Origin of the sequence: Bacteroides sp. ZJ-18, assembly GCF_011038705.2 — a bacterium.
Lineage (GTDB): Bacteria > Bacteroidota > Bacteroidia > Bacteroidales > Bacteroidaceae > Bacteroides > Bacteroides hominis.
In genome coordinates this window covers 3,929,110-3,952,839 of sequence record NZ_CP072198.1, presented here as the reverse complement: position 1 = coordinate 3,952,839, position 23,730 = coordinate 3,929,110, and the positions used below count along the sequence as shown (strand labels likewise).

Below are 23,730 nucleotides of genomic sequence, written 5' to 3'. Positions count from 1 at the left end.
AACACAGTAACGAAAATGAAAGTTTTAAAGTTTGGAGGAACTTCCGTAGGCTCTGCACAGCGGATGAAGGAAGTGGCCAAATTGATTACCGATGGTGAAAGAAAGATTGTTGTCCTCTCGGCTATGTCGGGCACAACAAACACATTGGTGGAGATTTCCGACTATCTGTACAAGAAGAATCCGGAAGGTGCCAACGAGATTATCAATAAGCTGGAGGCTAAATATAAACAGCATGTTGACGAGCTTTACGCTACTGAGGAGTATAAACAGAAAGGGTTGGAGATCATAAAATCTCATTTCGACTATATCCGTTCGTACACCAAAGACCTCTTCACCCTGTTCGAAGAGAAAGTGGTGCTGGCACAGGGCGAGCTGATCTCTACCGCTATGGTCAACTACTACTTGCAGGAGTGTGGCGTGAAATCCGTATTGCTTCCGGCTTTGGAGTATATGCGTACAGATAAGAATGCGGAACCCGATCCTATCTATATTAAAGATAAACTTCAAGCACAACTGGAACTCTATCCGGATGCTGAAATTTACATCACCCAAGGCTTCATCTGCCGCAATGCTTATGGCGAGATTGACAACTTGCAGCGTGGTGGAAGCGACTATACCGCTTCACTGATCGGTGCCGCTATCCGTGCTTCCGAAATCCAGATCTGGACCGATATCGACGGTATGCACAACAATGACCCGCGCATTGTCGACAAAACAGCACCGGTGCGCCAGCTGCATTTTGAAGAAGCTGCCGAGTTGGCCTACTTCGGTGCCAAGATTCTGCACCCCACCTGTATTCAGCCTGCCAAATATGCCAACATTCCGGTCCGCCTGCTGAACACCATGGACCCTCTTGCGCCGGGCACACTGATCTCCAACGATACGGAAAAAGGTAAGATCAAAGCAGTAGCTGCCAAGGACAATATTACTGCTATCAAGATCAAGTCGAGCCGTATGCTGCTTGCTCACGGTTTCCTCCGCAAGGTGTTCGAGATCTTCGAGAGCTACCAGACTTCCATCGATATGATCTGTACGTCGGAGGTAGGAGTTTCCGTATCTGTCGACAATACCAAGCACCTCAACGAAATCCTGGACGACCTGAAGAAATACGGTACCGTTACAGTCGACAAAGACATGTGTATCATCTGCGTCGTAGGCGACCTGGAGTGGGAGAACGTAGGTTTCGAAGCCAAAGCGCTCGATGCTATGCGCGACATTCCCGTGCGTATGATTTCGTTTGGCGGTAGCAACTATAATATTTCCTTCCTGATTCGTGAGTGCGACAAGAAGGTTGCTTTGCAGTCGCTCAGCGATATGCTGTTCAACGGCAAATAGAAATGAATTAGGTTCACCACAGATTGCACAGATTAACACAGAACTTTTAATCTTAAAATATCGACGAGATAAATTATTAATCTGTGAAAATCCGTGTAATCTGTGGTGATTCCAACTTAAACCTCATTAGTCACTTTTCAACATGAAAACTGTATTTCCCATTCATAAATTCCGCGAGTTGCAGACCCCTTTTTATTATTATGATACAAAGGTGCTTCGCGACACGCTGGCGTGCGTCAACCGTGAGGTGGCACGTTACGACAACTTCAGTGTACACTATGCCGTCAAGGCCAATGCCAATTCCAAGGTACTGACCATCATCCGCGAAAGCGGACTGGGTGCCGACTGTGTCAGCGGAGGTGAAATCCGTGCTGCCATCAAAGCCGGTTTTCCTGCCGGGAAGATCGTCTTTGCCGGTGTAGGCAAAGCTGATTGGGAGATCAACCTGGGACTCGATTACGATATTTTCTGTTTCAACGTCGAGTCGGTTCCTGAATTGGAAGTCATCAACGAACTGGCCGCTGCCAAGGGCAAAGTAGCCAACGTTGCTTTCCGCATCAACCCCAATGTCGGTGCGCATACCCATGCCAATATCACTACCGGGCTGGCCGAAAACAAATTCGGCATCAGCATGCACGATATGGATAAGGTGATCGACGTGGCTTTGGGCATGAAGAACGTGAAGTTTATCGGTCTTCATTTCCACATCGGTTCGCAGATTCTCGATATGGGGGATTTCATTGCGCTTTGCAACCGTGTCAACGAGTTGCAGGATAAGCTCGAAGCCCGTCACATCCTCGTGGAACATATCAACGTAGGCGGTGGACTGGGCATTGATTACGATCACCCCAATCGTCAGGCCATTCCGGACTTTGCCGACTACTTCCGTACGTACGATGAACATCTGAAACTTCGTCCGCACCAGACTTTACATTTCGAACTGGGGCGTGCCATCACGGGACAATGCGGTTCGCTGATCTCCAAGGTGCTTTATGTCAAGCAAGGCACCAACAAGCAGTTCGCCATTCTCGATGCCGGTATGACCGACCTGATTCGTCCGGCACTCTATCAGGCCCATCACAAGATGGAGAACCTGACTTCCGAGGATACGACAGTTGAAACCTACGACGTGGTAGGTCCCATCTGTGAGTCGTCCGACGTTTTTGGCAAAGCCGTCGATCTGAATAAGGTGAAGCGTGGCGACTTGATTGCCCTTCGCTCCGCCGGTGCTTATGGCGAGATTATGGCTTCCGGCTATAACTGCCGTGAATTACCGAAGGGCTATACTTCGGAGGAATTAGTGTAATCTCCGAACAATCTATCTTTTAAAATTGTTATTTTTGTAGTGATTTTAATAACTTAAAATGAATACGATTATGATTTCAGAGAAATTACAGAATGCAATTAACGAACAGATTACAGCCGAGATGTGGTCTTCTAATCTGTATTTGTCTATGTCTTTCTATTTTGAAAGAGAAGGTTTTAGCGGTTTTGCACATTGGATGAAGAAGCAATCTCAAGAAGAGATGGGGCATGCTTATGCCATGGCCGAATATATTATTAAACGTGGCGGTACGGCCAAAGTAGATAAGGTAGATGTTGTTCCTACCGGTTGGGGTACTCCCCTCGAAGTGTTTGAACACGTCTTTGAGCACGAACGCCATGTATCGAAATTAGTGGATGCATTGGTCGACATGGCCGCAGCCGAAAAAGATAAAGCGACTCAGGATTTCCTTTGGGGATTCGTTCGCGAACAGGTAGAAGAAGAAGCTACTGCACAGGGCATTATCGATAAGATTAAGAGAGCCGGTGATTCCGGTATTTTCTTTATCGACTCTCAGCTCGGTCAGCGATAAGGTTGTTCACCACAGATTGCACAGATTAACACAGATTGAGAAATAGATAAATCTGTGTTAATCCGTGTAATCTGTGGTGAACTCCGTTCATTAGCATTAAAACTCTGTGTATTCCGTGTACTCTGTGGTGAGCGATTGATTTCTCTCATAGTTCCGGTTCTATTTTTCGGTGTTCCCCTTTTAAATTTAAATCTGTGTTAATCTGTGAGATCTGTGGTGAACCCTGATTCGCTTATATATAATGTACGCGCGCGTATACCTTACATTTCATATTCATTCAGAAACGCTTTATCCGCCAGATACATCGCTGCTTGTTTGCAGAACCGTGTGTCATTCAAGTGACAATAGTATTCCTCCACGCTTTCGATGGCTGCCTGTCGTTCGGGTTCGCTCAGCTTTTTCCATTCGCGCCTTGCACGTCCGATGTTTACTTTGGCTGTTTGCGTCATCTCGTGATACTTTTCCCAGAAGAGGTGGAAACTCCGGTCCGACGAACTGTTTCCCGTTTCATACGCTTTCAGCTTCCCCGTCCATAAGTCGTAGTTGTTGACTCGTATCCGCATCATTCCGTTGGGAGAGGGTAGCCGCTCGATGATGCCTTCTTTGATCATTGCATTGAAGAAGTGCCGGGTTTGCGTGCGTTTCCAGCCCAGCAGGCTCGCCCAGTGGAGCAGGCTGTGAGGTGATTCTCCGCGGTGGCAGATGAAGTGCTGTCCGCACGAGTCGCACTCCGTATCCGAGTAGTTGACGTTCATCAATACCCGTATCAGGGCTTCGAATCGCCCCTCTGTTTGTCCGTGAGTGGCGAAATAGTTTTCTAACAGAGATTTTGGGATGACGATATAGCCTTTTTTCAGCATTTCGACAGTTGGTGTTTTCATGGCAGTTTTGTTTTTAATGGATTTCTAATCTGATTTCTCACCACAGAGTAACATAGAGAAAATATTTTTTCAAGTGTACCGGTTATCAAAAAGAAACAAAAACTCTGTGTCGCTCTGTGCTACTCTGTGGTGAACTCTCCGCAAAAGTACCCTCCCTTCGCCCTCTCTCCAAAAAACGGGTTCTGATTGGTTGGAACAAGTCATTCTCTGTTGCTTCCTGTTTGTTTTTCGGGGGGATAGGCTGGGGAGGGTGGCTACAGAGGCTCCGTTTCTCTCCGGCAGAGCCTCTGTCGGCCTGTGACGGAGGCTCTGTTTGCCTGCGTTTGAGGCTCCGTTTCCTCCCCGTTTCGTCCTCCATAGGTGGGCCAGTGCCGGAGCCACCTTTTCTCTGCCTCTTATTGTTTGGTTCACAGATGTTTATGCGGTGTCTTGTCACCCTTCAAAAATATCAGGTGGGCCATATAATAAATACTAACAAAAAAAGATATATGAATATATCAGTCGAATTTCCGGTCACGATTGAGCAGAGTCTCCCTCAATTCCGGGTTTCGGGTGATCAATAATCCTGCTTCGTCCGGCATGCCCCAATGCCGGATGATGATACTGATTTGTCTGGGAGAAAGCATCAGGGTGTGCGGGTGGTATTCCGCTTCCGCCAGTTCCCGGGCAAGTCGGGGGTGCTTCTGTATTTCGCTGCGGAAGCGGCGGATTGCTGAACTGTTGGCCTGTAAGTCCGGAAAATAAGCGACGGCTACGGTGGATATCGGATGGAATCCTTCGAGTAGCCAGTTTGGGTGTTGATTGTTCATGTTTTTAAATCATTTAAATGTTTATAATTTCTGCCGAAAAGCAGTTAATTTACATTTTGGGGCGCAAAGATATATGAATTTTTTGAATAGTTCTTTTTCCCCCGATCCCTCTGTTTATCGGGCATTTGGTCATTTGTCCTGATGTTTCATCGCGTGCGCCCGCAATGAACCGGAACGCGCGAGAGGTGTTATTTGTAATTAAATTGATAAAATATGAAAAAACAAAGTTTAACATTTTATTTGGCTTCTCTGGTCAAAAAGATGAAGTCGGGCGGGCGTTACGGCACTGCCCACGTGTACGATTGTGCCATGAAGTCGTTCTCCGCTTTTTGCGGAAATAAGGCTGTTCCGTTCGGTGTGCTCACGCCCGAATGTCTGAAACGGTACGAAAATCATTTGAGGGGAGCGGGTAAGAGGGAGAATACGGTTTCCACCTACCTCCGTATGCTCAAAGCCGCTTATCGCAGGGCAGTTCGCGAGAAGATAGTAGAGGACTATGACCCTATGCTGTTCAGCGACGTTGGCACCGGTACGCGTGCCGGTATCAAGCGTGCCATCGAACCCGATGTCATGAGCAGGATACTCAATGCCGACCTTTCCGCACTTCCCAAGTCGCTTCGTACGGCATGCGTACGCGCCAGCCTGATGTATCGTTTCCGTGGGATGTCTTTTGCCGACTATGCCTATCTGCCTGCCGAGGGCTTGCAGCCCAAGAAGCGGCTGACGTACAAGCGTAAGAAGACGGGGCGTGCGCTGACTGCCCTTGTTTCGGCGGAGACGCAGGCTCTGATCGATCTCGATGCAAACCCTCAGGAGGGATCGGACTATCTTTTCCCCATCCTGGGGACTTGCGAATGGGGGAGCGAGGCGGGATATAAAACGTATCAACGGGAACTCCGCAAGTTCAACCATCGCCTGGACAGGCTTTCCAAGGTGTTGGGGCTGGGTGTCCGCATCAGTTCGTATACCATCCGCCATACATGGGCAACAACCGCCTTCCGTCAAAAAGTACCGATAGGCTTGATTGCCAATGCTATGGGGCACTCGTCCGTTAAAGTGACGGAGACGTACCTGAAACCTTTTGAAGAGGAAGAGCTGAACCGTGTCAACGAAGGAATCATAAAGTACACCATGGGACAGATGAATGCTGCTGTGTAGTAGTATCTGGCTGATAATCAGCCGTTAATTTGTAGGTAACGGCACGAATATAATTGCACAAAAGTGAACAAAACAAAGCAAATATCCAAATAAAACCGTAAATAATTTCGTTTAAATCTCCAAATAATCTTCCATACTGTCTTTTTTACCTGCCTTTTTATCTTTTTATGAAGAAAAACCGCATGTGAGTGGCTTTCACATTTAAATGTTTAAATGCGATATTGACATTTTATGCCGGTTGCTAAACGTATAAATGTTTTTATTTCTGATGTTTAGAGAGTAAGACGCCCGCTGACACTTCGGTCTGTCATGTGCCGTTACCTACAAAGTAACGGCCATCACACAACAAAACAAGAAAATATGCTTACAGCAATTACTCAGGAAGCCATCAGGCTTTTGCGTTATATCTATTATCGGGACACATCCTGCGGCTGTCCTTACCATCCTGCTGACTGTATTTTTGAAGATGCTTCCGTACTTCTGCTTCAATTAGAAGGCGGAGGCTTGGTTCGTTGTGTCTGTCGGGAGGCTCCGGATAAGCCGGAGTCGTACGAACTCTGTAAGCCTTTGGAGTCTGTCAACCTTTTATCCCTTTTGCTGATACTGAACGAGGGTGTACACCCGGTTTCTCCCGACGTGGACGAACAGCGTGTCTACGGACGCTATGGGGTAGTCGCTTCCCGTATGGGTGTGGTCAACCAGATGATGCGCAGCATCTTCGGTGAGATTCATTTGACGGAATTGTGTTTGTAATTTGATTTTTAGAGATTGTCTGCCATGAACCGGATTTTACTTCTGCTCCTATATGTCTTTCTGCTTTCCGCCCCTGCCTTGGGACAAGGGGGCGGCGTTTGCCCTGCCCGGCGGTGCGATTCGCTGCATACATTCCGTTTTGTACAGGGGCGTGATGTGCTGTATGCCGACTATCGTGGCAACGACCACGAACTGAAACGGCTTTTTGCGGCAGTCACCGCTTTCCGTTCCTCCATCGTGGATGGAAAGATGCGCATCTACGTAGACGGTTACTGTACGTCGGGGAGCAGTGTGCGCGATAATCTCCGGCTGGGTTATGTACGCAGCAGCCGTGTGAAATCCGAACTTATCACCCGCAAGGGGATGAAAGAAGCCTGGTTTGTGACACACAACCATGCCGTGCCGTGTCCCGACGAGGAGCGCGATGTGGTGGTGGTATGCCTGCGCGAACCGTTGGCGGCCGATACCCTGAGCCGTTCCCGCTATGCCGGGTATGCCTCCCGTTATCCGCTTTTGCCCGCACGGGCTCCTTCGTTGCCGGAGGGCGGAACGTGCCCGGTACCCGCTCTTCACGAACAGTCCCGCCCGCTCGCGGCGGAGCACGCATACCCTGCGCAGGTCGGGCCCTCGCGGGTCATCTTCTCCCTGAAAACCAATCTGTCCGACTGGGCGGGTCTGACGCCGGAGGGCCGTTTGGCGGCTTTCCGTCCCAACCTGGCTGCCGAACTGTGCTTTGCCCGTCGTTGGTCAGTGGTGGCCTCGGCGGCATATTCCGGTTGGAAAGGGGGGAAGGAGCACCGTTTCTGGGGTGTTTCGGGCATTAGCCTCGAACCCCGCCTGTGGCTTAGGGGAGACGGGCGTTACCGCCGGTTCTATCTGGGAGTTTACGGGCAACTGGGCGACTTCGACTATCAGCCTTCACCTTCGGGAGATGCGGGCGCTACAGGTGCCAGCCGCACGGGATGCTACTGGCATACCGGACTTTCTTTCGGTGTCTATCTGCCCCTGTCACGCCATTGGGGGATAGAAGCCGGAGTGCGTGGAGGCTATCGTAATGCCTCGGCGAAGGCCTATGACAACGAGCCGCCCCATGCATACTATCATCACGATGCCTCGTCCGTTCGTTGGGGGCTGACGGGGATCAACGTGGGCGTGGGATATAGGTTTTAATAATAGTGGTGAACTAAAACAAGAAAATTGGGAATATGATATTCAAGCCGAAATATATGATAAAAGTGGTCGCTCTTATTGGCTTCTGCTTCTGCTCCTGCACCGAGCGCACCCTTGAGCCGCGTCCCGAGGTAGAGCCTGTCCCCATCCGGCTTTACACAGGCATCCGCACCCGTGCGTTGGTCAGCACCTTTGGCGAAACTTCTGTGGGCATTGCCTATGGAAGCCGCACGGGAGAGTACGACGGTGCTTGGGACGGGGTGGCTACGGACAACGAAATCCGCCTCACCCCCGAACGCTATTATCCCGCTGACGGTTCGGCGCTCTTTCTGAGGGGATATTATCCCCCGGCTCCCCTGGAGGCGGACGGCAGCCTGACTTACCGGCTCACGGGCGAAGAAGACCTGATGCTGACCGGGGAACAGTCCGGTTCGCTGTCGTCACCTTTCGGTCCGGCGGAAGAACAATCGCTGATGTACCGCCATCTGCTGACCCGGCTCAGTTTTGCCCTCACCATCGAGGCGGAAAACACCGAAGGGTTTCGCATCCGTGAGCTCCACCTCAATGGTCTGGCGGGCGAGGTCAGCCTTTCGCTTGCTACGGAACTGCTTACCGCTGCGGATGAAACGGTTTCGGTGCCCATCTATACCGTTGAGGAAGGAGGGGACGGATTAGGGTTTACCGATGGCAAACTTTCTCTTCCGGGCTATGTATTGGTGCAACCTTCGGCTACGTTCACCCTCGACCTGACGCTGGCCGTGGACGATGACCGTACGCACGACCGGGTCTACCGGGAACTTCCCATCCGTTTCGAAGGAGGCGGGGCAGGCGAGGGAGGCATCTCGTATACGGTGAAGGTGGAGTTACCCTCACCTTCAGCACCCGATCCTGCAGAGATAAGCGCCGTGGCCACAGTAGGAGAGTGGCAGGCGGGGAAACCGGGAAGCGGCGAACTGGATGGGAGCAAGGTAAACGGTGAATCCTTAAAATAACAACTATATTATTAACTATAAACTTAAAAAAAAATGATGAAAACGAAATTAAGTGTAGCGGCCATGGCATTCCTATTGGCGGGCTGCTCAAGCAATGACACGGACAGTCTGCCCGAGAGTCCGGTGAACGCAACTCCTATCCGGGTGTCGCAGAGCGTACAGGGCCTGGCCACCAGCCGTGCTGTGGCTACCGAAGGAGCCGAGGTGACAGCTACCGTGCTGATGCACGACGGAACATCGGGAAATTGGTCGGGTTTTACTCCGGTCACCAAGAACGAGGTTGGCGATGACGGAGCGCTGAATGCACGCGCCACTGTGTCGAACACCACTTTCACGGTAGGCGGTTCTGCCGCCGATTTAGGGCTGAACCCTACTCTTTACTATCATGCGTCAAATACGAGTGAGAATTCTTTCCTGACGGCAGTCTCTCCCGCAGGCGAGGTGAGTGCGACTACAGTAAAGATCCTTCAGACAGACGGACAGCAGGACGTGATGTATGCGAAGGAAGTAGCGGCCGGCAACAGCGGGGCATCGCAAACAGCCGCCCTGGTTTTTGAGCACCTCACCACTCAGCTTAATTTTGCGATGAAACTGGAACCGATTGCCGAGAGCAAAGGAGAGTGGGCAGGTAAAACGGTCAGCCTGAAAAGCATTGAGGTGCAGGAGGCTTATCGTCCTACCATGGTGAACGCCACCAATGGCGATGTGACGTGGGATAATATCAATAGCGGTACTCTTCCTGTCCCGGGCATTTCTAACAATGTGTTGTCGGCGGAAGCCGTGAAAGTGGGTACACCGGTCATGATCCGTCCTGCGGCTAAACTGACGGTTTGCGCCATTATCAATGTAGGTGGCACAGACATTCCTTTCCACAATGTGCCCGTTAAGGCTGCGGGCGGAGACGATCTGGCTACAGTGAAAGGCGAAGCCCACCTGATCACCTTGACAGTGAAAGAGCCGAAGGGTGCGAATGCTACCAAAGTGACGGCTACCGCTACCGTGACTCCATGGAAGGCCGGTGCTGACGGCAGCGCGACATTAGAATAAATCTCTCTGTTGCCCATGTTGACGAAACACTCTTTTACACAGATAGGCCTCTTCGCCCTGCTGGGCGCATGGGTTTCCGGCTGTACGGCCGCCGGCGACTCTCTCTTGACGGAAGAGAGGGTCCCGGTGCAGCTCTGTGCCCGGGACGGAGCGCTGTCGAGGGATGCCGCTGCCGGCAATCTGCCGGAACAGGAGTTCGAAGCTACGGTGGCACTTTCTACTGTGAAGGGTGACTACGCTTCTTTATCGGAGGCATACGAAGGCGCTTGGGACGCCACGGTCAAGACTGACGGCGCTATGGAGTGGAAAGCGGCGGCGGAAGCCGGGCCTGTATTCCCCCCTTCGGGCGACTGGCTCTACCTGACCGCTTTCGCTCCGGCGGCCGTTCCGGTAAGCGGCGTGGCGTCTTTCGTGCTTACGGGACAGACCGACCTGCTTTATGCCGCCGAGCTTCGTGGCAACAAGTGGGAAGGTGAGCGCTTTGCCGGCAACCGCTTGAAGGCGGACCGTCCGCTGGAGTTCAGCCATCTGCTCACACAGCTCTGCTTCAAAGCCTGCAAGGGCCTGACGGACGGAGTGGCTGTAAGCATCCGCCGGATTACGGTGAACGGGGCGCTGCCTTGCGCGGACTTGACGTTGGCTACGGGAGTGCCGGTGTTCAGCGCTACGGAGGAACATCCCGCCGGACTCTCACTGAGCCTTGCCGGACCGGGAACCGAGGTGACCGGCACCGTTCCCGTGGAAATAGGAACGATACAGGTGCCCCCTTTACAGGCGAGCGACACCTATACACTGACTGTAGAAACTTCCATAGGCACGTTCAGCGGTTTAACGGTGAACTACGCCGCCGGAGAGAATCTGTTGCAGGCAGGCATGTCCCATACCGTGACGCTGACCATCGGTGACCATGAATTAGGAATTACCTCCGTGACCGTGCAACCGTGGACTACGGTGACGGTGGACGGTGACCTGGAGGCGGAATAATTTCACCACAGAGTAATTTCACCACAGAGTACGCAGAGTACACAGAGGGGATTTATTCAAGAGGTAATAGATAGAAAGACTAAAAAAAACTCTGTGTCCTCTGTGTCCTCCGTGGTGAACTCAAAAGAAAAACGAATTATATATTAAAGGAAAAACGAAACATGATGAACCATAATATGAAAGTTCATTGGCTGCTTGCTCTTCCGGCAATGCTTCTTGCCGTAGGGTGCGGTGAGAGCGCATTGCCCGAAGAAGGGCCGGACGAAGAGGAAAGAGTAGAATTGCAGGTGTCACCGCAGGTGGCACTGACACGCAGCGCGATACAAGGCACAGATGCGGCTACGGACGGAGCTGCGATGGGAAGCATCGCGGTATACGCAAGCAACGCGACGACCAACAATGCGACGAATAATTACGGGCTCTATGCCTATAGTGGTGGCAGTTGGAGTAATAGCGGTACGGATAAGATTTATCTCTCGGCAGAAGAGGCGAACATTTATGCGCATTATCCGGCCTATAAACCGGGGACAGGCGGGGTGCTTGCGACATCCGGTGAAGCTTTGAAGGTGAACGGAAGCGGGCAGGTGACTGCTAATTCTACCGTGAATATCTCCGTATTTCCGGGGACAGAGTCTAATGAAAATTCAAAGATCACCGCTGCTGATAATGCTACCGGAGATGCGATTGTCACAGCTCCCGGAGAAGTGGACTATATGTATGCCGACCAAACAAGTACTCCGAAAGCCAGTTATAAAAAAGGTGTATCCGGTAAAGACGGAAAAGTCACTCTCTCCATGAAGCATGCCCTTGCCATGGTCAGTTTCCGGGTATATGCGGATCATACTTATAAGAATACCGGTGCGTTAACCAAGTTGGTGCTTGCTAACAAAAGCGGCACTATACTAAATAGTGGTGGTACCAATCCTACAATGAAGATCTCGGACGGTGCGATAACCCCGGGAAGCAGTCCTGCGGCAGTGACCTATACACGAGGTATCTCGAATTATACTTTGCAGAAAGCCTCGGCTGACACTGACGCTGCCAGAACCACAGCCCAGAACGCTTCGAAAAAAGTAAGTATCTTGGTGCTGCCCGAATCGACGCAGGACAAAACGAATGTAGAGGTCACCCTTAAGATTGACAATCAGGATTATGCGGTCAGTCTCGGTAATGCTGCGACGAATGCCTGGACAGCCGGAAACAATTACCTCTACACCGTCAAGCTCAGTGGTAAAGAACTCTCTATCACTAACGTGACCGTAACTAAGTGGAATGAAACACCCGGAGGTTCTTTAGATATACAATAAACAATAGTTATGAAATACATTCACCACAGAGGACGGAACGATCAACAATGAACGACCAGCGATCAATGATCAATGATGAACAGTTTAGAACAGTAAAACTCTGTGAAACTCAGTGTCCCTCTGTGGTGAATTAAACCAAATAATAGATGACCCGACCATTTACCTTTTTACTCCTTTGGAGCGTAGCCCTGTTTTTCGGTGCCTGTTCCGGCGAAGACTCTTCCGCCACCGACGGAGACCGCGTCCCCTTGCGTCCCGGTATTCATGCCGGTGCTACCCTCGTCTCCAGCCGTACCCTTGTCAATGGCATCGGTACGGGTGCAGACCGGATCAATAGCATCGGCATCTACCTCGCAGCTCCGGATGGTAGTCTCTATCCCGGTAGCAGTGCCACGGGAGCCACCTTTACCAAAGGTTCCGGCAACAGTTGGAGCAGCACCCCGCCTACCTATGTCAGTCTCCGGACGGCAAGGCTCCATGCCTGGTCGCCTGCCACCGTGACGTTGACGGCCGGTAGCGGAACCACTCTGCCCACACTTCCGGTAACTCTGCCTGAGGGGCAGACCTTTGACGGAGCCAATGACTACGGTTGTTCCGTCCATGACTATCTGTACGGTTCCGCCACTTCCACTCAGGGATCGGCTGAGCCCATCACTGCCAACAGCCAAAGTGCCACTCCTGCCATTTACTTGCAACATGCGTTGGCACAACTGGTGTTTCGCATCCAGAATGCGACTGACCGGCCTGCGGATGCGGTGTATGACTATGTAAAAAGCGTTCACCTGACCGCCGAGGGAGGCGCTACACCTTTTCTTACGGGCACTTCGGGCGCGATGGCTTTATCGGATGGGACGCTATCCGGATTGTCTGCAAGTGGTAAGCTAACCTTCACCCCTTCGGCAAACCCGCAGAAGATAGGAACCACCGGAGCTGTTACCGTGGCCTATGGACTGGTGGCGCCGAAAACGGCGGCAGCATCGTCTGCACGGGTCACTTTGACTTTGCGGCTGGGCGAAGCCGGTTTGGGTAACACCGCCACCGAACGTGAACTGACCCTTACGACCGATGTCTTCAATCAGGCATGGGATCGGGGAAACCAATACATATATACGTTGACGCTGGGTAAGCGGGGACTGACCTTGCAGGACGCGGCCATTCTGCCTTGGAATGCTGAGATTCCGGTGGACCAGGATATGGAGCCGATAGGATGATAATTTTTTAAATGATGTGTATGAAAGCAATTCAATTCTATATCGTGTGTCTGCTGCCGGTGCTGGCCGGATGTGCCGACGACACGGCGTTGCCCTCCGTACCGGAGGGAACTCCGCTGACGGTGACCGCCGAAATAGGTGTGCCGGATGCGGCGCGGACGATGGCGCCCACCCGTGCCGTTGCCGCCGACAATGGTTACGACCGCAGCACTTTCGTTACTGCCGACCGCATCCGTATCACCCGTACTCGCGGCGGAAGTTCGTCTGCTCCGGTGGATTATACGCTTTCCGCCACAGGAGAGTGGACCCCTTCGGCAGCGGGCTCGGAATTGCTTTTTGAGTCGGGAGCTACCTATCAGGCTATGTATCCCGCCGATTACTCCGGCATTTATGCCGATCAACGAAACAAAACGGGAGGTGTGGACGGTGAGAACTACCGCAACAGTAACTTGCTCCGTACCAGTGCCGGGGTGACTTCCGGTGCAACCGGGGTGCTCTCCTTCACGGGAGGCGAGAATGCCTTTGTGCACCGCAACACCAAGTTGACATTGACATTTGAGGGTAAGAATGCGTTGACACAACCCTTCGCATATATGACCGTGCAAGGTCAAGGGCTTTATAGCGGCGGAACCGCTGACGAAGATATCTACCTGTATCGTCCGGACGAGACGAAATACACCTGGCACGGCATCCTGTCACCGCTGACAGCCGAATCACCTACGCCGGAGCAGAAGAAGGTTACCGTTACGGTGACCGACTACAACGGAGTGAGCTATACCGCCAGCCTGACTTGCGAGCGGAAGGCGGGCAGCCATTACAGTTACACCCTTACGTTGCAAAACAACATCCTGATGCCCGTAGGAGAAGAGATCAAAGGATGGGAGAACGGAGAGTCGCATACGGGAAGTCTCACGTAACAATGAATTATGAACGAATAACCTCTGTGTGACCTTGTGTCACTCTGTGGTAAATTAAATGATGAATAATGAACGGTAAGAGAACGAATTGGATAGGAGGAGTATGGATTGCGCTGGCTCTGGCGGCGTGCGCCCAAGGGGATCCGTTGCCTGTTCCGTTGGAAGTATCGGCGGAAATAGGACAAGGAGAGACCCGTGCCGGGGACACGCACGCGACTGACTATGACAAACGGACGTTCGTCACCGGCGACCGGATAAAAATATCGAAATCCGGTGGTGCTGCCGAAAGTGCACTCTATCAGCGCAAAGCGGAGGGTGGCTGGGGGCTGGCCGACGGACAAACAGCGCTGACCACTACCGGATCAGAGTCTTTTGCGGCTTCCTTTCCGGAGGAATTCAGCGGTATCCTTGCCGATCAAAGCACGCCAACCAATTTCTGGAAAAGCAACCGGTTGACGGCGGCAGGAGTATTGAACGGAAATAAATGCAGCTTCACCTTTGCGCCGGCAGCGGCGAAGGTGACTGTGGTGGTGACTTATCAGTCGTCGCAGACACCTGAGAGCGCCTCTCTGTCCGGGACGGGGATTCGTACCGATACAGGTGCCTCGGAAACCATAACCCCGTATTGCGCCTCGGGAAGCACGACGGCTTCCGTTCGCCATACCTATGTGGCGATAGTCTGTCCCGGCTCGCGGCAGTTCACCATTAGGCTGAAAACGACGACGGAGGCGCAAAAGACTTATACCGACACGTCACCGTTTACGCTACAGGCGGGATATAACTACCAATATAACTTCACCGCCACCAACGAACTGATTCTGACGGGTGTCACCGTGGCGCCTTTCAGCGATGTGGCGGAAGAAAATGTGGGAAGCGCAACCTGAGAAAAGAAGAGAGATGAAACAGAAAGAATATAGACCGATGAAGAATAGGAAAGCCCATAAGGGCACGATGGGAGCCGTACTGCTACTCGCAGCCTTATTCACCTCGTGCGGGGCGGACGATCCGTTGCCTGCGGGCGGCCCTTTGCGGCTGACCGGGGTGGAAGTGGAAACCGGAGAGGGAAGTGCCGCCACCCGTGCGGCCGTCACCACCGTCGAGGCGATCAGTGTATATGCCACTACTGAGGCTCACGTGGCTTATGGCAGCAATCCGTTTTCGGAGTATCGGCTGCAGAACAACTCCTGGAGCGCGGACCCTGCTCCGGTGATTACCGCCAATGCCCTTCTGTATGCCTGTCATCCTCCGGTGGCGGGAGTGACCCATCAGGCTGACGGCAACCACACTGTACCCGTATCGGTGATGACTACCGCCGGTGCCACCGATTTTCTGGCGACGGATCAGCCGGACTATCTCTATGGAGTATCTCCCGCTTCGGGGCTGGCACCGGTCACGGCCACTTCGGGTGCCCGGGCGGTCAGCTTCAGGATGAAGCACGCTTTGGCAAAGGTCAGCTTCCGGATTGTGAAGTCGGCTTCGGCGAATAAAGATAAGCTGGAGTTGGTGCAGATAGAGATACAGAGCGGAACCAGCCGTTTGCAGTCGGGTACGGGTACAATGAACCTGAAGACCGGTGTCCTCAATGGCCTGTCGTCCACCTCCCTGTTGACGCTTGCCGATGCGGCAAGGCCGGTCGTGCTGAAAGAGCAGCAGGCTACACCGAATGTGAGCTGCCTGACAGCCCCGATGACGGGAAAGGAAACTGTGCTTTCGTTCCGCCTGAAGGTTCGCATCAATGGTGAGTCGGCAGAAAACGCCCATGCGTTTGAGACGAAATCGGTAAGTGCTGAATGGAAAGCCGGTTACCACTACGTCTATCAGATTACGGTGGACAAGATGGGGGGCAGCTTGAGTTCGGTGAAGATAGATGACTGGAAGAGTGACGCGAACCAGAACACGAGTATTGGAATTTAAGTTTCACCACAGATTACACGGATTAACACAGATTATTTACTCTTCAATATCAACCAGGATAAATTATTAATCCGTGAGAAGTCTGTGTAATCTGTGGTGACAAAAATAGAACGATGATGAATAAGAGACTGAAATATTGGATAGGTTGTGGCCTTTGCTGCTTGGGGAGTCTTGGGCTGTCTGGGTGTTCGGGGGATGACATGCCCGGGGCGTCCGGTTCCGGCGGAGATGAAGGAGAGCCGGTGGCACTCAGTTTCCGGCTCTGCCGCTTGGTGGCAGGAGAGGCGTCGACGCGTGTGGACGGTGATCCGGCGGATATGGCGGACGGAAAGACATTCCAGGTTTACGCTTTTCCGGCCAATGCTTCCACAACAAAGACCCAACCGCTGGACGGTAAGACCTATACGGTGAAGAATGGAGTGGCCACGGGTGAACTCTATTTATATCGCGGGACGTACGATCTTTATCTGGTGTCGTATAACTCCTCGACCGAAGTACCGGAACTAAAGACGGACGGTACGATTCCGGTCGGGAACGGCAAAGACTTTATGTATACTACGCTGAAAGGGATCGTGGTACAACCCAACCAGATGGGAGAGAGCCACATGAGCGTGACGCTGCCCAATCCGTTTAAGAGAATGGGGGCACAGGTGCAGGTGAGGGTAAGAGCCAAAGACGGCTCGCCGGTACGTGTGGAAAAATTGAAAGCCAATAGGGTGACCATAACAGGACTGCCGCCTTCGCTGGCTTATACGCTGGGACAACCGGCATGGGGGACAGCTTCCGGTTATGAATCTTCATTCGCTTTTGAATCGTTTCAGGAACCGGCTGGTGGAAATCCGACTGCATGGCGTGAGAGCAGCAAAGAGGTAGTGCTTCCCGTTGATGGTTCGACGTTGATAAAGTTCGATGTAGATCTGACAGTGGATTATTATACGGATACCCCTTATGTCAGTTCGTTCCCTGCCGAGATACAGAAAGTGCTGTTGCCGGGAATGACTTATCAGTTCGACTTTACGTTAACGTTTTATGGTATTCTGAAACCAACCGATCTGACGCTGGCCGTGAAAGAATATAATACAATTACGCTGAATACCGATGATTTGGGAAAGGGATAGATACGCTTTTCCGGATCATCGTTTTGAAGAAACAGACAAAGTTATAATAGCAATATGGATGGAGTAAAAATAGGATTCAGGAATCTCTGGGGACAAGTGGCAATGGCATTGGTTCTATTGTCGTCGATGGGAGGCTGCACTGAGGAAGAGACTTCCGCCGGATCGCGAAACATGGTCTTCCGGTTGAGTTTGCCGGGAGTGTTGGAGGTGAACACACGGGGAGGAGGAACGCTGAACGAGGTGATGATTGATAATGTATGGGTAGTGCAATACAGTACGACTGGTGACGGCGGAACGCAGCTGGTGGATGGAACATTTCTGAAAGCCCAGTATTTTGATAATTCAAAGCTGAGCATTCCGAAGGATAACATGACTATTGAAGTTGCTACTTCGGACTTCTCGACAGCGGCAAGCCGGTTTTACGTGATAGCCAATGCCGGTTCCGATTTGTTTACGGAACAGACGGTTGCAGATGGCAGCGAAATTGAAAAAGAATCGAAACTGAAAGCGGTCACTGTTGATTTTCAGAGTAGCAATCCTACTTTGCTGTCTTCCGGCCCGTTGACATCGGCCAGTGCCGAGGGTAAACTGGTGGTGGTAGCTCCGTTGCTTCGTGCATTCGCCAAGGTAAACGTGACATGGAGGCTTTCGTCCGATATAACTTCAACGGAGGGAGCAAACTATGGTGCAAAGGCGGCAATCACTGCTTTAAAAGTATATAACTTGCCTGAGAAGAGTGCGCTTTATGCACGTGGGGGTGGAGCATTGACAGCTCGGTATCCCGGTCTGTCGTCGGTTAGCGGTTCAGTTGTGGAAATTAAATCTACGGATGGCACAAGTGTTTTTCCGGTGAACACAACCCGCAGTTTCCACATGGCTGAGAATCTTCGGGGTACAGGTACAGGGGGGAGTTTCGCTGAAAAGAACCTGACAGGAAAAGGACCGGGAGACGGTGGAGCGTTGACGGGATGCACGTATCTGGATTTGGAGGGAACTTATACTTATCCTGGTGCAACGGATGCAATCGGCATGAAATACCGTATTTATTTGGGAGGTAACTTAATGAATGATTATAATATCCAGCGGGGCTATCTGTATGATTTGACCGTCAACATCAGCGGAGCCAATAGTGCGGACGTAAGGGTGACCATCACGGATGGTAACGTGATCATGTTCGATGAAGTGGAAATCATCCCGAATGAAGTGAATTTTAGATAATACGAAGGAGGTAAGATGAAATACAGCAGTTGTATGAATAGGTTAGGATGTATGCTCACGGTAACGGCCCTGTTGATGGGGTTGACGTCTTGTGAGGAGCGGTTCAGTGAGTCTGTTCCGGCAGCCGGTGAAGGAAATCCGGTAGAAGTTTCTCTTTCTTTCGGTTTTGCCGACGAGGAGGATGGATACGCGCTTTCGGTGCCCGCCGATACGCGTGCCGGAGAGGATGGAGAGGGCGGAGCGTTCAGCGCACGCCTGCTGCCTGCGGCGAAGACCCGGACCGGGGAAGTCACCCGTCCGGACGCGCTTTACCAGTTCCACCTGATGCAGTATAACCAGAGCGGTAATCTGATGGGAAGCGTACAATATAAGGAGACGGTCCCAATCGGAGCGAATTTCTCTACCGCTCCCACTTCCCTCACCTTGCAGCAAGCCACGGATTGCCAGTTGGTGGTGATAGTCCGCGGGCAAGGGAATACGACACCTGCCATTAGCGGTAACCTTGCCAATGTGCAGAAACAGATGATGGATACTACACTCTTCAAACATACCATTCCGGCCGGCGGACTTACGCAAGCCGATATCAACAAAATGCCCTATATACTTCATCTGCCTCACGTCAACGTGACGGCCGACGGCAAACTTCAGAGTCCGGATGGCAACTATGATACCCGCTTGCTGCTCAAACGGCTGGCTGCCAGGCTGAAAGTGACCTGGACGGTGGGTGATAAAAACCTCACCCAAAAGGGGTATGTGCTGAAAGAGGTAAAACTCTGCCAGGTGCCGGCTGCCTTCCGTCTGCTTCCTGCGAAGACAGACACGAAGTGGGGGAAAACCTATCCGGACGAAATGGTGGAGTATGTCGATTATTATCGCCTGACGAATGCCGCTGATCTGGCGGGGGGAGAGAAAACCGTATGGATACCCGCCAATGTGCGGGGCACTTCGGCCAAGGCTACCTCTGCCTATTATCGTACGAAAGAGAATGCGCCTACCGCCGCTTCGTACATGGAGTTAGTGGTGGACAACGAGGTGAAGAAGGAGCGCCTCTACTACCGTGCTTATTTGGGCGGACGGGAGTCAACGGACTTCAACCTTTACGAGAATAAGGATTATAACTGGGATGTGCATATCACATCGACTAATTATCAGGCCGACAGACGCATCCAACTGTTAGATCAGAGTCCGGTGCTAAGCACCAACCTGGTGGAGACCTCCAACTGCTTCATGATGAAGCCCGGTACGAATATCTGTTTTAATCCGTATAAGCACGAAGCGGGGATGAATGGTTACAATGTTCCGTTGAGTGGTTGGAATACACATCTGACGGATGGTGCGACGCTGGCCGATAACAAAAAAATAACGGATGTTAAGTTGATCTGGCAAACCAAGGATGATGCTACGTCGGGCGATTTGGTGATGGGGTATGCCATCAGTAGAGACGATCATTCAAATCTGGCGCGTATCACCGACGGAGGTGATCTGCAAAAAGCCCGTATCCACGTTAAAGTGCCGGTGAGCAAAGGGGGGAATGCCTTGATTGCTGCCTATTCCGGCAGTACGATTGTATGGAGCTGGCACCTTTGGATAACCGATTATGTACCGCAGGGGATTACTTCCTCTGTCACTTATGCCCAGGCACAGCAGTTGACTCAGAACGGGAGTGTACATCAGTATGCTACTGATGCTTTCAAAGATGGAGGAGCGCATGTCGGGAAAGTTATTATGGACCGGAACCTGTGCGCGACTGCCGGAGGATTTCCCGGTGAGAATGCTTCATTGCTGGAATTTGCAAAGCGGATAGGCTATCTGTTCTATTGGGGGCGCAAGGACCCGTTCTTGGGGTCGATAGACGGAACGGCGAATGAACTCAACGTTATTTATGACGGAGAAGGACGAGGGGTAAAACTGGGAAAGGTCGCTTATTCCAATATTACATTAGTAAATGGCAATACGCTGCAATATGTGATTGAGCATCCTGATCATATTATAACAGGTTCGGGCAGCGATCAGAACAATAGCAGGTGCTCTTGGTATAGTTTGAATGAAACTACCGCGGAGTATCAGTATTTGTATAATAACTCTAAAACTCTTTATGACCCTTGTCCGGCAGGATGGAAGACTCCCTATCAAACAGTGTACAAGGGCTGGAACACGGGGCAGGGGTATTGGTTTAATGCGAATGGAGCGTTTGTGCAAAATGGTAGTGCACACGAGCGGGGTGGACGTCTGTATAATGTATCCGGTGGAAGTGGTGTGCCCTCTCCCCGTACGGAAGATAATACAGCCTGGTTCCCGGTCACGGCATACCGGTCTTTTGCCAATGGAAATTTGATATTTAATGGAAGTGCCGCCGGATACGAAGGAACGAATACGATAGCAAAGACTGGCAATAACTACCGGATATATTATACAAAAATAGCGGCAGGAGAATTGACTACTCCGGCTAATGGTTGGGGAGTTCTCGGTGAACCTTATCCGTTTCGATGTGTACAAGAATAATAATGATATGAAACAGACTTGGAAGAATAAATGGTTAATGCTCTTGGGAGGAGTGATCCTTCTGGGAGGGTTGAGTGGATGTGAGGACCGGACGGAAGAGGCGGTGGTTCCTCCGGCGGATAGTGAAGAGGTGACGGTATCGATGGTCTTCGGCTTTGCCGAAGATTCAAGTGATAATGATCCTCAACGGCTCGCCTCAACGGCTCGCCTCAACGGCTCGCCTCAACGGCTCGCCTCAACGGCTCGCCTCAACGGCTCGCCTCAACGGCTCGCCGTTGAAAGCAGCAAAGCTGCTTTTGATGTAACGCAGGCAGTGAACGCGGTTACTCGTAGTGTCATGGACGTTCCCGATAAGCTGTATAACCTGGAGATACTCCAATACGATGCAAGCGGGACCTATAAGACTGGTAAAAACTATGGTGATATAACCCTCGGCACCCATCTGGATGTGACGCTGAATGTGATGAATGACTGCCAATTGCTGGTGGTGGCACGTGGAAATGGGGGTGCGGTAGGAAGTTTAATTAATAAGAATTTGGATAATGTAAAGAGTATGGACGTTAAGTCTTCAGTAATCAATAAGATCGATCTTTCGACGGCAAACGCTATCAACGCTATGCCTTATGTGCTCCATCTGGAACACGTAAACGTGGTGACGGGCACCGACGGTAAGGCTGTCATTCAGAGTCCGGAGGGCAGTTATGATACCCGCCTGTTGCTGAAACGCCTGGCTGCACGGCTGACGGTGAGCTGGAACTACAACGTGAGCGGATATGAACTGAAACAACTCCTGTTGCAGAGCGTCCCGTTAAACTATGCGGTTATCCCTACCCCCGATAGTGAGGGAAATTATCCTTCTATTCTGGATCAGTTTCATACAGTAGAGATCGATATGAGTAAAGGCAGTTCTTATTCTTGCTGGATCCCGGCCAATGTACGTGGCGAATCTCCTGCTGCAAACTCCGATTTGCAGCGCACGAAAGCGAACGCGCCGAAGGGAAGCTCTTTTCTGAACTTTGTAGCCGTGAATGCAACGGATCCCAAAAAGAAACTGGACTATCGTGTGTACATCGGCGGGAAAACATCCTCGGATTTCAGCCTGAACAATAATACGGAGTACAGCTATGTGGTGAACTTTGGTCATACCGGTATCCCGACGAATGACAAACGGGTGACCTACATCGATCCTGTACCCGCTTCGGAGAATAATGAAAACTTTGTGCCGACGGCCAATTGCTTTATGGTGGCCCCTGGTACGGGTTTCTGCTTTGACCCGCTGGCCTATCAGAGTGACGGAGCAGAGACAACGAATGAAACCTTGAAGGACTGGTGCCAAGGGGGGGGCATCGTTAGGGTGAAGCTTCTCTGGCAGACCAAAGAGGATGGAGACATCGGTGAGCCGGTGATGGGTATCGTAACTTCGGAGAATGACCATACGAACATCGTGGATTTGAAACGGACAGATGGAACCGATCCGGTGTCGTATCCGGTGAAGGGTAAAGGGGAAGCTCGTGTTTATTGCCGTGTGGCTCCGGGCACAACGGGCGGCAGCGGTGTGATTGCAGCTTATGATAATAATGGTAAAATACTTTGGAGCTGGCATGTATGGGTGACGGACTATCATCCGGACGCTACGGGTAATGTGGATGTGCAGAAACCGTCGACTAAAAGAAAACTGAAGTTTACGTATGGCAACCATCCAGAGCAGCGTCCGATGATGGACCGGGATTTGGGAGCTATGGCAGGGTATGTAAAGGCTCCCATTTTGGATGTAGAGAGGTTTAAAGCGCATGGATTTCAATATCAGTGGGGAAGAAAGGACCCGTACCCGAGCAGTTATTCGAACAGACCGATTATAACTGTAAAATTACCGCAAAAAATAACGGAACCGATAGTGGGTATCATGAGTTTATATCAGCCAGACGGGGTGACGTTTTTACCATTTAATCCGTCATACAACGGACAAGCCAGTTATCGGACGGCATATCAGAATCCTTTGACTGCCTATAAACCGACGACAAGCCAGTATTGGTTCACGAGTGAGGTCACCAATTCGATATCCGGTGCCTGGTCTGCTACCGTTAAAACTGTGCATGATCCGTGTCCGGCCGGATGGCGGGTAGCGAAGGCGGAGGAGTATTACTCTTTGTTCAGTGATAAGGATTATAGCGGGACGTTGCCGAGCTATTCGACTAATAATATGAATATGAGTAATTATAATACGCAAGGGGACGATAAAGGTTTTGTATTGCGATATGATAAGACAGATCAGTCGAAGGTCACTTATTTCCGATTGTGTGGATATTATGCTGACGGAGAGTTTGTTCAAATAGGTTATTTCGATTTTATATGGTGCTGTAATTGTGCTAAAATTGGTAATACTTATCAGGCGAGGCATTTACAGTTGGTTTCTACATCCTCTAGTCAACGGAGAGGTATCAATGGAATTAATAATGGAGGGACTTTGAGTGCGATGCTTCCTTTGCGCTGCATACAGGAAAGGGACTGACAGAAGAATCAATTTTGCTCTTTGACATACTGGAATAACGGAAAACAAT

20 protein-coding genes are annotated in these 23,730 nt (G+C 51.3%); 18 read left to right on the top strand and 2 right to left on the bottom strand.

Annotated features, from left to right (window positions below; translation table 11 throughout):
- Nucleotides 1-15: 15 nt before the first annotated feature.
- The 3 genes from G7Y45_RS16020 to G7Y45_RS16010 all read left to right on the top strand — a co-directional run bounded on the left by G7Y45_RS16020 (nucleotide 16) and on the right by G7Y45_RS16010 (nucleotide 3,191).
- Entirely contained in the window at nucleotides 16-1,335 is a 1,320-nt protein-coding gene (locus tag G7Y45_RS16020; protein WP_005807007.1) for an aspartate kinase, read from the top strand.
- A 142-nt stretch (nucleotides 1,336-1,477) separates the two neighbouring features.
- Nucleotides 1,478-2,641, top strand: a complete 1,164-nt coding sequence (gene lysA, locus G7Y45_RS16015; RefSeq protein ID WP_005780054.1) for a diaminopimelate decarboxylase — start codon at nucleotides 1,478-1,480, stop codon at nucleotides 2,639-2,641.
- 70 nt (nucleotides 2,642-2,711) lie between these two features.
- Nucleotides 2,712-3,191 (top strand): ferritin, encoded by a 480-nt coding sequence (locus tag G7Y45_RS16010; protein ID WP_005807003.1) that lies wholly within the window; start codon nucleotides 2,712-2,714, stop codon nucleotides 3,189-3,191.
- A 260-nt stretch (nucleotides 3,192-3,451) separates the two neighbouring features.
- On the opposite strand, the gene G7Y45_RS16005 is transcribed toward G7Y45_RS16010, so the two are convergent.
- Complete coding sequence (locus G7Y45_RS16005) at nucleotides 3,452-4,072, bottom strand: hypothetical protein (protein WP_005780050.1); 621 nt, start codon at nucleotides 4,070-4,072, stop codon at nucleotides 3,452-3,454.
- A 497-nt stretch (nucleotides 4,073-4,569) separates the two neighbouring features.
- Nucleotides 4,570-4,881 (bottom strand): DUF4248 domain-containing protein, encoded by a 312-nt coding sequence (locus G7Y45_RS16000; RefSeq protein ID WP_005780047.1) that lies wholly within the window; start codon nucleotides 4,879-4,881, stop codon nucleotides 4,570-4,572.
- 213 nt (nucleotides 4,882-5,094) lie between these two features.
- On the opposite strand from G7Y45_RS16000, the gene G7Y45_RS15995 reads away from it, so the two are divergent.
- From G7Y45_RS15995 to G7Y45_RS15920, 15 genes are all read left to right on the top strand, one after another.
- Complete coding sequence (locus G7Y45_RS15995; protein WP_005807001.1) at nucleotides 5,095-6,039, top strand: site-specific integrase; 945 nt, start codon at nucleotides 5,095-5,097, stop codon at nucleotides 6,037-6,039.
- A 360-nt stretch (nucleotides 6,040-6,399) separates the two neighbouring features.
- Nucleotides 6,400-6,792, top strand: coding sequence for a hypothetical protein (locus tag G7Y45_RS15990; protein ID WP_005806999.1), 393 nt, complete (start codon nucleotides 6,400-6,402; stop codon nucleotides 6,790-6,792).
- 24 nt (nucleotides 6,793-6,816) lie between these two features.
- A complete protein-coding gene (locus G7Y45_RS20060) occupies nucleotides 6,817-7,962 on the top strand; it encodes a DUF3575 domain-containing protein (protein WP_165015881.1) in 1,146 nt (381 codons plus the stop codon).
- 35 nt (nucleotides 7,963-7,997) lie between these two features.
- On the top strand, nucleotides 7,998-8,954 hold the full coding sequence (locus G7Y45_RS15980; RefSeq protein WP_165015884.1) for a fimbrillin family protein: 957 nt from the start codon (nucleotides 7,998-8,000) through the stop codon (nucleotides 8,952-8,954).
- A 33-nt stretch (nucleotides 8,955-8,987) separates the two neighbouring features.
- Nucleotides 8,988-10,001, top strand: coding sequence for a fimbrillin family protein (locus G7Y45_RS15975; RefSeq protein ID WP_165015887.1), 1,014 nt, complete (start codon nucleotides 8,988-8,990; stop codon nucleotides 9,999-10,001).
- 15 nt (nucleotides 10,002-10,016) lie between these two features.
- Nucleotides 10,017-10,985 carry a fimbrillin family protein gene (locus G7Y45_RS15970; RefSeq protein ID WP_165015890.1) on the top strand — a complete coding sequence of 323 codons (969 nt, stop codon included), beginning with the start codon at nucleotides 10,017-10,019 and terminating at the stop codon, nucleotides 10,983-10,985.
- A gap of 161 nt (nucleotides 10,986-11,146) precedes the next feature.
- On the top strand, nucleotides 11,147-12,292 hold the full coding sequence (locus tag G7Y45_RS15965) for a fimbrillin family protein (RefSeq protein ID WP_165015893.1): 1,146 nt from the start codon (nucleotides 11,147-11,149) through the stop codon (nucleotides 12,290-12,292).
- A 146-nt stretch (nucleotides 12,293-12,438) separates the two neighbouring features.
- A complete protein-coding gene (locus G7Y45_RS15960) occupies nucleotides 12,439-13,503 on the top strand; it encodes a fimbrillin family protein (RefSeq protein ID WP_165015896.1) in 1,065 nt (354 codons plus the stop codon).
- Between the two features lie 11 nt (nucleotides 13,504-13,514).
- Nucleotides 13,515-14,420 (top strand): fimbrillin family protein, encoded by a 906-nt coding sequence (locus tag G7Y45_RS15955; protein WP_165015899.1) that lies wholly within the window; start codon nucleotides 13,515-13,517, stop codon nucleotides 14,418-14,420.
- Nucleotides 14,421-14,488: 68 nt separating this feature from the next.
- Nucleotides 14,489-15,304, top strand: coding sequence for a fimbrillin family protein (locus tag G7Y45_RS15950; RefSeq protein ID WP_032535812.1), 816 nt, complete (start codon nucleotides 14,489-14,491; stop codon nucleotides 15,302-15,304).
- A 13-nt stretch (nucleotides 15,305-15,317) separates the two neighbouring features.
- Nucleotides 15,318-16,334, top strand: coding sequence for a fimbrillin family protein (locus G7Y45_RS15945; protein WP_241158987.1), 1,017 nt, complete (start codon nucleotides 15,318-15,320; stop codon nucleotides 16,332-16,334).
- 116 nt (nucleotides 16,335-16,450) lie between these two features.
- Nucleotides 16,451-17,452 carry a fimbrillin family protein gene (locus G7Y45_RS15940; RefSeq protein ID WP_165015960.1) on the top strand — a complete coding sequence of 334 codons (1,002 nt, stop codon included), beginning with the start codon at nucleotides 16,451-16,453 and terminating at the stop codon, nucleotides 17,450-17,452.
- A gap of 54 nt (nucleotides 17,453-17,506) precedes the next feature.
- The gene (locus G7Y45_RS15935) at nucleotides 17,507-18,670 is read left to right on the top strand and encodes a DUF4906 domain-containing protein (protein WP_165015902.1); all 1,164 of its coding nucleotides are present in this window, start codon (nucleotides 17,507-17,509) and stop codon (nucleotides 18,668-18,670) included.
- Nucleotides 18,671-18,703: 33 nt separating this feature from the next.
- On the top strand, nucleotides 18,704-21,172 hold the full coding sequence (locus G7Y45_RS15930; RefSeq protein WP_241158989.1) for a DUF4906 domain-containing protein: 2,469 nt from the start codon (nucleotides 18,704-18,706) through the stop codon (nucleotides 21,170-21,172).
- A 313-nt stretch (nucleotides 21,173-21,485) separates the two neighbouring features.
- The gene (locus tag G7Y45_RS15920) at nucleotides 21,486-23,681 is read left to right on the top strand and encodes a DUF4906 domain-containing protein (protein ID WP_165015963.1); all 2,196 of its coding nucleotides are present in this window, start codon (nucleotides 21,486-21,488) and stop codon (nucleotides 23,679-23,681) included.
- Nucleotides 23,682-23,730 lie beyond the last annotated feature (49 nt).

Coding starts and splice junctions, on each gene's coding strand:
- G7Y45_RS15965 (WP_165015893.1), top strand. CDS start 11,147: ATGATGAACCATAATATGAAAGTTCATTGGCTGCTTGCTCTTCCGGCA.
- G7Y45_RS15975 (WP_165015887.1), top strand. CDS start 8,988: ATGATGAAAACGAAATTAAGTGTAGCGGCCATGGCATTCCTATTGGCG.
- G7Y45_RS15990 (WP_005806999.1), top strand. CDS start 6,400: ATGCTTACAGCAATTACTCAGGAAGCCATCAGGCTTTTGCGTTATATC.
- G7Y45_RS15960 (WP_165015896.1), top strand. CDS start 12,439: ATGACCCGACCATTTACCTTTTTACTCCTTTGGAGCGTAGCCCTGTTT.
- G7Y45_RS15940 (WP_165015960.1), top strand. CDS start 16,451: ATGAATAAGAGACTGAAATATTGGATAGGTTGTGGCCTTTGCTGCTTG.
- G7Y45_RS16020 (WP_005807007.1), top strand. CDS start 16: ATGAAAGTTTTAAAGTTTGGAGGAACTTCCGTAGGCTCTGCACAGCGG.
- G7Y45_RS20060 (WP_165015881.1), top strand. CDS start 6,817: ATGAACCGGATTTTACTTCTGCTCCTATATGTCTTTCTGCTTTCCGCC.
- G7Y45_RS15945 (WP_241158987.1), top strand. CDS start 15,318: ATGAAACAGAAAGAATATAGACCGATGAAGAATAGGAAAGCCCATAAG.
- G7Y45_RS15995 (WP_005807001.1), top strand. CDS start 5,095: ATGAAAAAACAAAGTTTAACATTTTATTTGGCTTCTCTGGTCAAAAAG.
- G7Y45_RS15955 (WP_165015899.1), top strand. CDS start 13,515: ATGATGTGTATGAAAGCAATTCAATTCTATATCGTGTGTCTGCTGCCG.
- G7Y45_RS16010 (WP_005807003.1), top strand. CDS start 2,712: ATGATTTCAGAGAAATTACAGAATGCAATTAACGAACAGATTACAGCC.
- G7Y45_RS15970 (WP_165015890.1), top strand. CDS start 10,017: ATGTTGACGAAACACTCTTTTACACAGATAGGCCTCTTCGCCCTGCTG.
- G7Y45_RS15950 (WP_032535812.1), top strand. CDS start 14,489: ATGAACGGTAAGAGAACGAATTGGATAGGAGGAGTATGGATTGCGCTG.
- G7Y45_RS16005 (WP_005780050.1), bottom strand. CDS start 4,072: ATGAAAACACCAACTGTCGAAATGCTGAAAAAAGGCTATATCGTCATC.
- G7Y45_RS15930 (WP_241158989.1), top strand. CDS start 18,704: ATGAATAGGTTAGGATGTATGCTCACGGTAACGGCCCTGTTGATGGGG.
- G7Y45_RS16000 (WP_005780047.1), bottom strand. CDS start 4,881: ATGAACAATCAACACCCAAACTGGCTACTCGAAGGATTCCATCCGATA.
- G7Y45_RS15980 (WP_165015884.1), top strand. CDS start 7,998: ATGATATTCAAGCCGAAATATATGATAAAAGTGGTCGCTCTTATTGGC.
- lysA (WP_005780054.1), top strand. CDS start 1,478: ATGAAAACTGTATTTCCCATTCATAAATTCCGCGAGTTGCAGACCCCT.
- G7Y45_RS15935 (WP_165015902.1), top strand. CDS start 17,507: ATGGATGGAGTAAAAATAGGATTCAGGAATCTCTGGGGACAAGTGGCA.